The 12,862-nt window shown below is 56.0% G+C and carries 10 protein-coding genes; 2 read left to right on the top strand and 8 right to left on the bottom strand.

All coding sequences use genetic code 11. The annotated features are described in order from the left end of the window. Window positions 1-170: 170 nt before the first annotated feature. A complete protein-coding gene (locus tag LSG25_RS02760; RefSeq protein ID WP_232743193.1) occupies window positions 171-1,466 on the top strand; it encodes a glucoamylase family protein in 1,296 nt (431 codons plus the stop codon). Here the strand turns inward: LSG25_RS02760 and pgm are convergent. The 8 genes from pgm to gnd form a co-directional block, all read right to left on the bottom strand. After that, complete coding sequence (gene pgm / locus LSG25_RS02755) at window positions 1,458-3,122, bottom strand: phosphoglucomutase (alpha-D-glucose-1,6-bisphosphate-dependent) (RefSeq protein ID WP_232743192.1); 1,665 nt, start codon at window positions 3,120-3,122, stop codon at window positions 1,458-1,460. The two genes, LSG25_RS02760 and pgm, sit on opposite strands and share 9 nt — an antisense overlap. Window positions 3,123-3,150: 28 nt before the next feature. Beyond that, window positions 3,151-5,235 (bottom strand): transketolase, encoded by a 2,085-nt coding sequence (gene tkt / locus LSG25_RS02750; RefSeq protein ID WP_370635989.1) that lies wholly within the window; start codon window positions 5,233-5,235, stop codon window positions 3,151-3,153. Window positions 5,236-5,278: 43 nt separating this feature from the next. Next, on the bottom strand, window positions 5,279-6,217 hold the full coding sequence (locus LSG25_RS02745) for a 2-deoxy-5-keto-D-gluconate 6-phosphate aldolase domain-containing protein (RefSeq protein WP_255696622.1): 939 nt from the start codon (window positions 6,215-6,217) through the stop codon (window positions 5,279-5,281). Between the two features lie 61 nt (window positions 6,218-6,278). Beyond that, window positions 6,279-7,928 carry a glucose-6-phosphate isomerase gene (gene pgi, locus LSG25_RS02740; RefSeq protein ID WP_232743189.1) on the bottom strand — a complete coding sequence of 550 codons (1,650 nt, stop codon included), beginning with the start codon at window positions 7,926-7,928 and terminating at the stop codon, window positions 6,279-6,281. After that, the gene (tal, locus tag LSG25_RS02735; protein WP_232743188.1) at window positions 7,925-9,034 is read right to left on the bottom strand and encodes a transaldolase; all 1,110 of its coding nucleotides are present in this window, start codon (window positions 9,032-9,034) and stop codon (window positions 7,925-7,927) included. The genes pgi and tal overlap by 4 nt, the downstream gene beginning before the upstream one ends. Then, the gene (locus LSG25_RS02730; RefSeq protein WP_232743187.1) at window positions 9,031-9,744 is read right to left on the bottom strand and encodes an HAD family hydrolase; all 714 of its coding nucleotides are present in this window, start codon (window positions 9,742-9,744) and stop codon (window positions 9,031-9,033) included. Before LSG25_RS02730 ends, tal begins: the two co-directional genes overlap by 4 nt. Then, on the bottom strand, window positions 9,725-11,125 hold the full coding sequence (zwf, locus tag LSG25_RS02725; RefSeq protein ID WP_232743186.1) for a glucose-6-phosphate dehydrogenase: 1,401 nt from the start codon (window positions 11,123-11,125) through the stop codon (window positions 9,725-9,727). The genes LSG25_RS02730 and zwf overlap by 20 nt, the downstream gene beginning before the upstream one ends. Before the next feature lie 2 nt (window positions 11,126-11,127). Further along, a complete protein-coding gene (gnd, locus tag LSG25_RS02720; protein WP_232743185.1) occupies window positions 11,128-12,156 on the bottom strand; it encodes a phosphogluconate dehydrogenase (NAD(+)-dependent, decarboxylating) in 1,029 nt (342 codons plus the stop codon). Between the two features lie 513 nt (window positions 12,157-12,669). Between gnd and LSG25_RS02715 the strand changes: the two genes are divergently transcribed. Then, window positions 12,670-12,846 (top strand): CsbD family protein, encoded by a 177-nt coding sequence (locus LSG25_RS02715; RefSeq protein ID WP_232743184.1) that lies wholly within the window; start codon window positions 12,670-12,672, stop codon window positions 12,844-12,846. Window positions 12,847-12,862: the final 16 nt, after the last annotated feature.

The raw sequence follows: 12,862 nt of genomic DNA, 5'->3' as shown, positions 1-12,862 counted from the left end.
GTGTTGCTCCCTTTTCCCGACTCCTGAAAACAGAGTAACACCGATAGCTCCCTTATTGCCAGCAACCCCGGCTCCATACTTGGCACGGTTATCAAAGATAGGCACGACTGTGCTGCTCGATTACTATGTAATGCGAATTCCATTTGTCTGAATGTACGGGAGCAAGCTATATGAAACTGTCCACCGACGCTGAATTGCGCCTGCTGCAGCACGAAACTTTCGCTTATTTTTTGCACGAAGCCAACCCGGAAAACGGTTTGGTGATCGATAAAACAGCACCTGGCTGGCCAGCCAGCATTGCGGCCACTGGCCTCGCATTGACGGCCTACCCGGTGGGCGTGGAGTGCGGATTCATGTCACGCAAGGCGGCGATCGAACGTACGCTCGCAACACTGCGTTTTTTTTGGAACAGCCCACAAGGCCCGGAACCCGATGCGACAGGCTACCAGGGGTTTTATTATCATTTCCTGGATATGCAAACCGGACGGCGTGCGTGGCAGTGTGAGCTTTCGACGGTGGATACTGCCTTTCTGTTGGCTGGTGCCTTGACCGCCGGCGTTTATTTCCGTGGCGATGCTGTCGATGAGCAGGAAATCAGAAAGCTTGCCGATGAGCTTTACCGGCGGGCCGACTGGCACTGGGCGCAAAACGGCGGCGATACGGTCACTCACGGCTGGAAGCCGGAGAGCGGTTTCATTAAATACCGCTGGGAAGGTTACGACGAAGCGCTGCTGCTTTACATACTCGGCTTGGGTTCACCGACATATCCCTTATCCGAAGGCAGCTATGCGGCGTGGGCCTCTACTTATGAGTGGAAACATAGCTACGGCATCGACTACCTTTATGCCGGGCCATTATTCACGCATCAGCTTTCGCATATCTGGGTCGATTTTCGCGGCATCCAGGACGCATTCATGCGTGCCAAGGGCATCGATTATTTCGAGAATAGCCGACGCGCGACATATGTCCAGCAGCGTTACGCTATCGACAACCCGCTCAAATTCAACGGTTATGGCGAATGTTGCTGGGGTATCACCGCCAGTGACGGCCCGGGGCCTGATTCGCTGAAGATCAATGGGATTGTGCGCCAGTTCTATGACTACATCGGGCGCGGTGTTCCCTTTGGCCCCGATGACGGCACAGTAGCCCCATGGGCGGTGGTTGCGTCATTGCCTTTTGCGCCCGAAATTGTATTGCCGGCGATCGATCACTTTATTCATGAAGTGAAGTTGAAAAATGCCAACCCCTACGGTTTCAAGGCCACATTCAATCTGACTCATCCCGAAAAAACCAGCAATCCGTACAGTTGGGTGTCGCCGTGGCATTATGGGCTGAATCAGGGGCCCATCGTCCTGATGATCGAAAACTATCGAACCGGCCTGCTGTGGCAGTGGATGAAGCAATGCCCCTACCTCAGCAGCGGCCTGCGGCGTGCTGGATTCGGCGGAGGATGGCTTTCATCCTAGGGCCTGATCCACGATAGTCTGTGCTTCCGCCAGAATGCTGCGCAAATGATCCTTTCCGCGAAAGCTTTCGGCATATATTTTGTAGATGTCTTCGGTCCCTGAAGGCCGAGCGGCAAACCATCCGTGCTCGCTGACCACCTTCAGGCCGCCGATCGCGGCGCCATTGCCGGGCGCCTGGGTGAGGATGGCCTGAACAGGCTCTCCCGCCAGTGTCGTGGATTTCACTTGCTGCGGAGAGAGTTTCGATAATTTATCTTTCTGTGCCGGAGTTGCGGCTGCCTGAATCCGGTCGGTGGCGGGGTCGCCGAGTTCGCGCGTCAGATTGTGATAGATTTCACCAGGATCATGGCCGGTCTGGGCCGTTATTTCGGCCGACAGCAGAGCCGGGACAAGGCCATCCTTGTCCGTGGTCCAGACGCTGCCATTACGCCGCAGGAAAGATGCGCCGGCGCTTTCTTCGCCGCCAAAGCCCAGCGATCCGTCCAGCAGGCCCGCGGCAAACCATTTAAACCCCACAGGCACCTCGATCAGTTTTCGCCCCAGTTTGGCGCTTACCCTATCGATCATCTGGCTGCTTACCACCGTTTTTCCGATGGCAGCGTGCTTGCTCCATTCGGGCCGATTCTGGAACAGGTAATGTATCGCCACCGACAAATAGTGATTGGGCGGCAGCAGGCCGCTGCTGTGCGTGACGATTCCGTGCCGGTCGTGGTCGGTATCGCATGCGAAGGATATGTCGAAACGATCCTTCATGCCAATCAGGCTTTGCATCGCGTAGGAGGAAGAGGGGTCCATGCGAATCTTGCCATCCCAATCAACCGTCATGAAGCGGAATGTGGAGTCCACGGCCTCGTTGACTACGGTCAGGTCCAGCTTGTAGCGCGCTGCAATGGCCGCCCAGTAGTGGACGCCGGCGCCGCCCAGCGGGTCCACGCCCATGCGTACGCGGGCGCCGCGAATCGCGCCCATATCGATCACAGTGTCGAGATCGTTGACGTAGGTGTTCAGAAAATCGTATTGATGGGTGGTCGGCGCGCGCAACGCCTTCTCGAAAGAAATGCGCTGTATGTTCCGCAAGCCGCTCTTAAGGATTTCATTGGCCTTTTTTTCGATCCACCCCGTTACATCGGTATCCGCCGGCCCACCGTTGGGCGGGTTGTACTTGAACCCCCCATTGTCGGGCGGGTTATGCGACGGCGTAATGACAATGCCATCGGCCAGGCCTGTTTTGCGCTTCTTGTTGTAGGTCAGAATCGCATGGGAAACGGCAGGAGTCGGTGTGTATTCGCCGTGGGCAGCCATCATCACTTCGACGCCATTGGCGGCCAGCACTTCCAGCGCGCTGGCAAAGGCCGGCTCGGACAGTGCATGGGTGTCGATACCTACGAATAGGGGGCCATCGATGCCCTGTTTCTTGCGATACAGGCAGATAGCCTGGCTGATTGCCAGAACGTGCATTTCGTTGAATGTTCTGTCGAAAGCCGAACCTCGGTGGCCGGAGGTGCCAAATGCCACCTGTTGCAGAGGGTTGGCGGGGTCGGGGGCATCACTGTAATAGGCTGTGACGAGCTTGGCGACATTGACCAGCAAGGCCGCGGGCGCCGGCTTTCCTGCCAAGGGGCTTATTTGGGTGACTGTATTGTTTACCTGTTTCATTTTTTCACCTTGCTTGCGGATTGCCGATCTATGATGAGTGGTGCGCCATCTGTGCCTTGGCTGCGGCAACGACATGTGCCGGCTCGAATCCGAAATGCTGCGTCACGGCTTTCATGGGCGCGGACATGCCGAACGTATGCATGCCGAGAATGGCACCATCGAAGCCTGTGTAGCGCTCCCAGCCAAAAACAGAAGCTTCTTCGACAGCCACGCGAGCGCGGATCCCGGGTGGCAATATCTTGTCTCGATATTCCTGTGGCTGCTTTTCGAATAGCTGCCACGACGGCATGCTGACGACGCGCGCCTTGATGCCCTCGGCAGCCAGTTGCTCGTATGCGCTGACGCAAAGGGCCACCTCACTGCCGGTGCCCAGCAGCAGGACATCCGGCTTGCCGTCGGGCGAATCGGCAACGGTATAGGCGCCCAGTGCCACGCCGCTTGCGCTTGCGTATTTCGAACGGTCCAGGGTGGGAACCGATTGCCGCGTCAGTACCAGGCAAACTGGAGTGTCTTTGAGCTGCATGATGACTCGCCATGCTTGCACGACTTCGTTGGCATCGGCGGGTCGCAGCAGCAACATGCCCGGCATGGCGCGCAGCGACGCAAGCTGCTCGATGGGTTGATGAGTGGGTCCGTCTTCGCCCAGACTGATGGAATCGTGCGTCCAGATGGAAATAAGCGGGAGCTCCATCATTGCGCTAAGCCGGAGGGCCGCACGGCAGTAGTCGGTGAAAATGAGAAAGCTGGAAACATAAGGCCTTACTTTCGACAGGCTCATGCCGTTGCCTATGGCGCACATCGCATGCTCGCGAAGGCCGAAATGAAAGTTGCGGCCCCGATAACTGGCATTCTGTTCATGCCCTGGCTCCTGGAAATCGCCCGCGAACTCAAACTTCAGATTGGTTTTTGTCGATGGCGACAGATCCGCCGAACCGCCAAGCAGCCAAGGCATTCTGGCTGCAATGGCGTTCAGTACCTGCCCGGACGAATCGCGTGTTGCGACACCCTTTTCATCTGCCGCGAATGTGGGTAGGGCGGCATCCCAGCCGGCTGGCAGGTCGCGCTGTTGCATCTGCTGGATTTGGTCGGCAAGATCCGGGTATTGAGTCCGATAGGCGGAAAACAATGCTTCCCAGGCCGTGCGTTCTCCAAGACCGCGCCGGCCCAAATGCGCGTTGAAATGTGCAACCACGCCTTCCGGAATGTCGAACTGGGCATCGGGATTGCAGCCGTAGAATTCCTTGGCCAGCCGCACCTCCTCGGCGCCGAGCGGTTCGCCGTGCGCCTCGCGTGTGTCTTGCTTATGTGGCGCTCCGTAGCCGATGTGGCTTTGAACCACGATAAGAGTAGGGCGGTCGTGCGTATCCAGAAAAGCCTGGTAGCCCGCAGACAGCGCGGCCAGGTCGTTTGCATCGCTCACCCTTGCCACGTTCCATCCATAGGCGATAAACCTGGCCGCCACATCTTCTGTAAAAGTAAGGCTGGTCGAGCCCTCAATGGAAATGTGATTGTCGTCGTATATCCAGCATAGATTGGATAGTTTCAGATGCGCCGCCAGCGAGGCAGCTTCGCTGCAGACCCCTTCCATGATGTCGCCGTCGCTGCACAAGGCGTAGACATTATGGTTGAACAGATCGTAGCCGGGGCGGTTATAGGTAGCTGCCAGCCAGCGTTCCGCAATAGCCATGCCGACACTGGTGGCGGCTCCCTGGCCGAGCGGGCCGGTGGTGGTTTCCACGCCCGAGGTCCAACCGTGTTCCGGATGGCCCGTGCATCGGCTGCCGGCCTGGCGAAAAGTCATCAGATCATCGAGCGTGACCGCAAGACGGTCGCCGGGCGGATAACTGGGGCTGCCGGCTTTGACGCCGGACAGATGCAACAGGCTGTAGAGCAAAGCGCAGGCATGGCCGGCCGACAGTACGAAGCGGTCGCGGTTTGGCCAGCCCGGGTCCTGCGGATCATATTTCAGAAAGCGCTGCCATAAGCAATAGGCGGTCGGCGCGGCATCCATCGGCGTGCCTGGATGGCCTGATTGTGCCTTCTGTACCGCATCGATAGATAGCGTACGCAGGGTATTGATGCAAAGCTGATCGAGGTGTGCCTGTTCCATTATGGTTTGCTCCAATCGGATACCGCGGCATCCGGTTATTCTGATTTCAACTAGGCTGGCCGCTGCGCGCCTGCTCGAATATATGTACCCACTCGCTATAGCGGGAGGCTATTCGCGCACGGGCGTCGTGCCGATTTGACTTGCCGGCCCGGTAATCGGCGACGGCATCCCAAAAACTGGTGCGTCCCACGGCAAAGCCGGTGAAACCGGGTACCGTGGCCGCGGTCTTTAGCCAAGCCGCCACTTTCGATTCATCCGCGCCACGCCCCAGCACGATGCAGCACACATCGTCACGCCCGTTTCTGCGCACGCTTTGTACGATCCGCTCACAATCCTGGCGGCGATCGAGCCCTTCAATTTTCCAGACATCGGGTTCGATGCCGGCGTCCTGTAAAGCTTCGATGGACTGTCGCATCAGTTCGGGGCGAAGCTGTACGTCATAGGCATTCTTGTCTTTTCCTGTGCGATCGATCTGCGCAGGGGTCGCCGGCACCAATAATTCGAACATGAACAATTGTTGCGCGCTCTGACAGTATTCGGAAAGTTGTCGGATCCGGGTGGTCTGGCGCCGGTTGAGCGCCTCGTCTCCTTCCGGGTTGTAGCGCACCAGGATTTTCGCGAAAACAGGCTTGAAGGTTTCGATGTGGCTCGCGTAATCGTTGCCGTATTCAAATTCAAATTCATCGACACCGCTTTTTTCGACAGATAAGGCGGTGGCGTAACCGTGCTTCAAGGCATCGCGCAACACGGCCGAACCAAATTCTTCGTCGACCAGAAGCGCCGCATAGTTGGACGGCACGCCCTGCGTCAGCGCTTGCCGGAAGCCTTCATAAATCAGTTGCTTGCTGTCGGCTACGGCATCGTGTTCTTGCTGTCCAAGCGGCGGTTCAAACTTGAACATGCCGGTTACGTAGGATTGGCGGTGATCGAAGGGCAGCAGATATAGCGGCTTGTTGTAACCTCTGTTCATGATGGATCCTTTCATAAACTCTAAAAAGTCGGCATCACAGGGTAATGCCGGATGGCGGAAACCGCCGCTCTGTCTTCTAGCGTTTCTTAAGCCTGCGATAGCGCCGAATCAGGGCGTTGCTTGAACTGTCATGCGAAAGCTTCGGTTCCTGTGGACTTTCCAGTTCGGGGATGGTTCGCTCGGCCAATGCCTTGCCCAATTCCACACCCCATTGGTCGAACGAATCTATATTCCAGATAGCGCCTTGCGTGAAGACGCTATGCTCGTACAGAGCCACCAGGCATCCCAGTGTTTCGGGAGTCAGCCGTTCGGCAAGCAGGGTGTTGGTGGGGCGGTTGCCTTCGAAAACACGATGGGGCACCAGCCAATCGGGTGTCCCTTCGGCTTTGACTTCTTCTTCCGTTTTACCGAATGCCAAGGCCTCGGTCTGCGCGAACAGATTGGCCATCAGCAGGTCGTGATGATGCTCCAGGGGATTCAAAGCCTGGCAAAAGCCGATAAAATCGCAGGGAACCAACCTGGTGCCCTGATGGATAAGCTGGTAGAAGGAATGCTGGCCGTTGGTGCCGGGCTCGCCCCAATATACCGGCCCTGTTTGATAATCGACTTTAGTGCCATCGAGCGTAACGTGCTTGCCGTTGCTTTCCATCGTCAATTGTTGAAGGTACGCCGGAAAGCGTTTCAAGTATTGTTCATAAGGCAGCACCGCTACTGTCTGCGCGTCAAGGAAATTGTTGTGCCAGACGGCAAGCAGACCCATCAGGACCGGCAGGTTCCGGCTGAATGGCGTGCTGCGGAAATGTTGGTCCATGGCACGGTAGCCAGAGAGCATGGCCTGAAAATTCTCTGGCCCAATGGCAAGCATGGTGGACAGGCCAATGGCCGAATCCATGGAGTAGCGCCCGCCGTCCCAGTCCCACAAGCCAAACATATGCCTGGCGTCAATTCCAAATTTGGCAACACCTTCGGCATTGGTCGAAACAGCAACAAAATGCTGCGCTATTGCACGCTCATCGCCCATCTTGCTCAAAACCCATTCGCGAGCCGTATGCGCATTGGTCAGCGTCTCGAGTGTCTTGAATGTTTTCGAGCAGATAATAAACAGGGTTTCTTCGGGGTTCAGGTCGCGCGTGGCTTCTATGAAATCGGTGCCGTCTATATTCGACACGAAATGGAAGGTCATTTCACGCCGGCTATAGTAGCGCAGCGCCTCGTAAGCCATGACCGGTCCGAGATCGGATCCGCCGATACCAATATTGATGACATTGCGAATCGGCAAGCCGGTGTAGCCCAGCCATTCTTTGTTATGAATCTTGTGCGTGAAATCGGCCATTTTTTCGAGGACCGCGTGCACTTCCGCGACAACGTCGATGCCATCGAGCATGATCCGTTCTTCTTTGGGAGCGCGCAGCGCCGTGTGCAGCACCGCGCGCCGCTCGGTCACGTTGATTTTCTGGCCAGTGAACATGGCTTTGATGCGTTCGCCAAGCTTGCATTCTTCGGCCAACTGCAGGAGAAGTCCGATCGTCTCAGCGGTGATGCGATTTTTGGAATAATCTAGGTAAAGCCCGCAGGCTTCGACGGCAAAGCGCTCGCCACGCTGCGGATCGTCGTTGAACAACTGCCGCAGATGCAGCGTGCGCGTTTTTTGATAATGCGCATGCAGTGCTTCCCATGCCGGGCCTTGGGTCAGCGGCGGCCGTGAATGGACAACAGGCTGGTTCATGAATGGCCTCCCGATTTCCGGTTGGCAGGCTTATCCAAATCCGTACTTTTGGATGCAAGGACCGCCATCAGGTCGCTCCAGGATTTGCTGAAAGACTGTGCGCCCTCGGTCTGAAGCTGGGCGGCAAGCGCCGTCACATCCACACCTGCTTGCGAAAACTTGGCCAGCACCGACTCGGCATCGCCGCCGTCTTCCTGCATGGCGCCCGCCAACTCACCATGTTCGGCAAAGGCATGCAATGTATTTTCCGGCATGGTATTGATGGTGTTCGGCGCAGCCAATGCCTCGATGTAAAACGTATCCGGGAATTGCGGGTCTTTTGTGCCGGTGCTGGCCCATAGCAGACGCTGGGGCAGGGCGCCTGCTTTGGCAAGTTTGCGCCATTCTTCAGATGCAAACCGTTCACAATAAGTTTTGTAGCTGCGCCGGGCAATGGCTACACCCAATCGGTTGCGCAGCTCCGGCGGAACCTTGTCGATTACCGCCTTATCCCAGCGACTTACAAAGATCGACGCTACGGAATTGACCTTGGGATCAAGGCCCGTATCGATCCTGCGTTGAATACCGCGCCAGTATGCATCGGCCGCCGCAATATATTGCTCACGCGAAAACAGCAAAGTGACATTGATCGGAATGCCCGCAAAGATCGACTCTTCAATGGCATGGATGCCTGCCGCAGTGCCGGGAATCTTGATGAACAGATTGGGGCAGTGCGCCTGGGCATGCAAGCGCCTGGCTTCTTCGATCGTTCCGGCTGCGTCGTCGGCCAGCAATGGAGACACCTCAAGGGAAACCCAGCCGTCGATGCCGTTGCTCGCGTCATAAGCAGGGCGAAAGAGTGCGGCAGCCCGTGTCAGGTCTTCCAGCGCCAGTTCAAAAAACAGGGTTTCGCCTGATTTTCCTTCCTTCACTTTTTGCTGAATGGCTTCGTCGTAAGCTGCGGTATTTCGAATGGCCTGGTCGAAAATAGTGGGGTTCGACGTCAGCCCGGTTATCGAAAATTCGGAGCAGTAGCGTTGCAGCGTACCGCTATTGAGCAATTCCCGGGTAATGTTGTCGAGCCACAGGCTTTGGCCGAGCTCATGTAGTTGAGTTGTCGCTTTCATGGAGTACCTCGTTGGCGTGCACGAGCGGGTTCAGGCGCATCGCACAGTGCAGAAAAATCGTGATTGATCAGGTCGCCGATATGTTCGACGGCAAGATCGGCCGGGGGATATTCAGCAATATTCTTGGGGTCGAGCGCGTAATGGCCCTGGCGTGGAAAGACTGTTGTAAGGCGCTCTTTCCAGATCTGTTTCATGGCCGCAAGAATGCGCAATTTGTCATCCACCATGACGTAGCGCCGGGCAGGATAGCGTTGTGCGACAGCATTGAGCATTTGTTCTTTGTGCACATAAATCAGTACTCGACCTTCCACCGCGTTCCAGAGTCCGGAACGCTGGATCTTCCGCGGCTGGAAAATGACATCGCCATCCGACAGAATGACCGTCTTGCCCCAGTTGCCCAGATGTGCAACAGCGTCAAGCGCACCGGGGTATACCAGATCGGCAAAAGGGTAGTCCATGAGAAACTCGGACATCAGCAATAACCGCGGATCATTCATGTCTGCGAGCCGGTAGCGTTGCATGGCGCCCAGGTAATCCACATAGCCGAGTTCCGATCGCAGGTCTTCCAGAATCTCGCTGTATCGGTCCCGGTTCTGTGCTCCGAATTCATGGGCAAGATGATGCATGAGATCGTCTCGCAGGCGGTCGTTGTCCAGCAGCGTGTTATCGACGTCAAGCAGGAAAATCAGTTCAGCCGACCTTACCATCATTTTCCTCCGTCGATGCGGGGTTATGCCAGCCTTCGTCATCCCGGATCATCTGCCGTGCCAGAGGCGGGCCCCAGGTCTGCGGTTCGTATTCCTCGAGCGGCACCGTGTTTCCGAGAAGGGGCGCGACAGTTCGCCAGGCCGCTTCTATGCTGTCGTAGCGGGCGAACAGCGATGCATCACCTTGGAGGGCGTCGCCAAGCAACCTTTCATACGGCGACATTTCGTCGCAAGGATGGCGGTGTGCAACAAGCTCTACAACCTGGCCCGTCATGGCTTCGCCGGGCTTCTTCACGCGGGCGCCCACCGAGATGAGAACGTCGGGGCTGATCCGAAAACGAAAATAATTCGCCTGCCCGGGCACTGTGGCGTCGAAAATACCGTGCGAAGGACGCTTGAGCTTCACCATGACCTCAGTTCCCGTCACCGGCAACTGTTTGCCGGCGCGGATATAAAATGGCACACCTGACCAACGCTCGTTGTCTATATGCAGACACAAAGCAACGAACGTTTCTGTCTGCGAATCGGGTGCTACGCCGGGCTCTTTGAGATAGCCTTTGAACTGGCCGCGAACCGCCTCGTCAGGCGCGATAGGCCTCATTGCCAGAAAGGCCTGCAATTTGGCGTCGCGCATGGCATCGGGGTGATTGTCGGCAGGCGCATCGGTTGCAAGCAGGGAAACCACTTGCAGTAAATGATTTTGTACTACATCGCGAATTGCGCCCACGCTTTCATAAAAGCTTCCACGCCCCTGCACGCCAAATGATTCGGCCATGGTGATTTGAATGCTTTCTATATGATTGCAATTCCAGATGGGGTCGAGCAGTGCATTTGCAAAACGGAAATAAAGAAGATTCTGAACCGGTTCCTTGCCCAGATAATGATCGACCCGAAATATCGCCTCGGCGGGGAATGATTCCATCAGCAACCGGTTGAGCGCCTGTGCCGAAGGGAGGTCGCGGCCGAAAGGTTTTTCGACAATCACACGGGCATTTTTGGCGCAGCCCGACTTGGACAAACCCTTTACGACCGTCCCGAACAGTTCGGGTGGCACGGCCAGGTAGTGCAAAGGCTGCGTTGCCTTGCCCAATGCCGCATGCAGCTTCTGGTAAGTGGCGTCGTCGAGGTAGTCGCCGCTGATGTATTGGAGCCGCGCCGAGAGCTTATTGAAGGCATCGCTGTCCAGCGTGCTGTGTTTTTCAATGCTGTCGCGCGCCCGGGCGATGAATTGATCGATGCTCCAGGCAGATTTGCCCAGGCCGATGACAGGTATATCGAGATGCCCGTGACGAATCATGGCCTGCAGCGCGGGGAAAATCTGCTTGTAGGCCAGGTCGCCGGTAGCCCCAAAAAAAACGAATGCGTCCGACTTTGATGGAACCATGCTCAGCCTCCGGCTTTCGGGTTTGATTTCTCCACATGGCCTCCGAACTCGTGTCGCATGGCAGACAATACCTTGTCGGCGAAATCCGCATTGTTGCGCGAGCTGAAACGCTCATACAAGGCGGAGCTCAGGACCGGGGCCGGCACCGCTTCGTCGATGGCGGCCATGATGGTCCAGCGTCCTTCGCCGGAATCCGAAACCCTGCCTTCGAACGAGGCAAGCTGGGGGTCTTTTTGCAGAGCGCTGGCGGTAAGATCCAGCAGCCACGAACCAATTACACTGCCTCGTCGCCAGACTTCCGCCACTTCGGGCAAATCGAATTCATATTGATAGAACTCCGGATTTCTCAGCGGCGTCGTTTCGGCGTCGACATCGCTGGGCCGCGTTCCGATGTTGGCATTTCGCAAAATGTTCAAGCCTTCGGCATAAGCAGCCATCATCCCATACTCGATGCCGTTATGGACCATTTTGACGAAGTGTCCCGCGCCGTGCGGCCCGCAATGCAGGTAGCCCTGTTCGGCCGTGCTGTCGCCACGGTTGCGGCCTGGGGTAACAGGCACCGTGTCGGGCCCCGGAGCAAGCGCCGCAAAAATGGGCGCCAGATGTTGTACGATTGGTTTTTCCCCGCCTATCATCAGCGAGTAGCCTCGTTCGAGTCCAAAAACACCGCCGCTGGTTCCAACATCCACGTAATGGATTCCGCTTGACTTCAATTCGGTGCTGCGGCGAATGTCGTCGCGGTAATACGAGTTTCCGCCATCGATGACGATGTCTTCAGCGTCGAGCAGGGGAGTCAGTTTTTCCAGCTCGCCATCGACTACCGCTGCCGGCAGCATCAGCCAGACCACTCGCGGCCTGGACAGCGCGGCAATAAGATTTTCAAGTGTGTCAGTTCCCTTGGCGCCTTGATCTTCGAGTTTTTTTACGGTGTGTGCATGGGTGTCGTACACAACGCATTCATGGCCCTTTTTCATCAGGCGTCGTGTCATGTCGCTGCCCATGCGCCCCAATCCGATCATGCCAAGTTGCATTGAAAATCTCCTGGAAGTTTATTGAAGTAAATTATTATTCCGGCACTCGAACCTGCTTGCGTCGTTGCCCGCAAGCGTCCGAAAACTGCTTTGAACCGTTTCGTTTGATTTTGAAACGGTCTTTAAGAGAAGACAACAATTGCCAGAATTAGTTCTTGAAGGGCGCACTGCAAGTGCACTATGGCAGTCCGCATGTAGTCAGTAACCATTATGCGCGCTATCGAACAAAATAACAGCACACGAGCGGGCCTGGATCTGTACGATTCCGTACAAAATATCAGCAATCCATTGCGTGTTCAAGCAAGTTAGCGGGTATTTTCACTCTTCTGAAAAATTCGGAAACGTTAATTAATCAGATGAGTAATTTACTCAATCGCGCGCGGATAGGGCCGGTGCGGATTGTTCGATAACGCACAGACAATATGCCGCCTTGCGTTCATTCTTGCCGAAGCGGTCGATGGGGGTTTTACGTCGTACCGACTTATCGTAAAAATTATTTATCAGGAACTCATCATGAATAAAGATCAAGTCAGTGGACGCGCTGAAGAGGCAGGAGGCCAGGTCAAAAAGGCCGTCGGCAAAATCCTGGGAATTAAAACTCTTGAAGAAAAAGGCAAACTTGAGAAAGTGGGCGGAAAGGTTCAGTCTGGCTTTGGCGATTCAAAAAATGATCTCAAAAATAAACGCTGATCTTTTTATCGGAAGG

Source organism: Paralcaligenes sp. KSB-10, from assembly GCF_021266465.1.
Lineage (GTDB): Bacteria > Pseudomonadota > Gammaproteobacteria > Burkholderiales > Burkholderiaceae_B.
Note: the sequence above shows the minus strand (reverse complement) of the source record. Positions and strands in the feature narration are given on the sequence as shown.

What these genes read in the sequence shown, in the direction of transcription:
- LSG25_RS02760 (WP_232743193.1), top strand. Translation starts at nt 171, where the DNA reads ATGAAACTGTCCACCGACGCTGAATTGCGCCTGCTGCAGCACGAAACT.
- pgm (WP_232743192.1), bottom strand. Translation starts at nt 3,122, where the DNA reads ATGAAACAGGTAAACAATACAGTCACCCAAATAAGCCCCTTGGCAGGA.
- LSG25_RS02745 (WP_255696622.1), bottom strand. Translation starts at nt 6,217, where the DNA reads ATGAAAGGATCCATCATGAACAGAGGTTACAACAAGCCGCTATATCTG.
- pgi (WP_232743189.1), bottom strand. Translation starts at nt 7,928, where the DNA reads ATGAACCAGCCTGTTGTCCATTCACGGCCGCCGCTGACCCAAGGCCCG.
- tal (WP_232743188.1), bottom strand. Translation starts at nt 9,034, where the DNA reads ATGAAAGCGACAACTCAACTACATGAGCTCGGCCAAAGCCTGTGGCTC.
- LSG25_RS02730 (WP_232743187.1), bottom strand. Translation starts at nt 9,744, where the DNA reads ATGATGGTAAGGTCGGCTGAACTGATTTTCCTGCTTGACGTCGATAAC.
- zwf (WP_232743186.1), bottom strand. Translation starts at nt 11,125, where the DNA reads ATGGTTCCATCAAAGTCGGACGCATTCGTTTTTTTTGGGGCTACCGGC.
- gnd (WP_232743185.1), bottom strand. Translation starts at nt 12,156, where the DNA reads ATGCAACTTGGCATGATCGGATTGGGGCGCATGGGCAGCGACATGACA.
- LSG25_RS02715 (WP_232743184.1), top strand. Translation starts at nt 12,670, where the DNA reads ATGAATAAAGATCAAGTCAGTGGACGCGCTGAAGAGGCAGGAGGCCAG.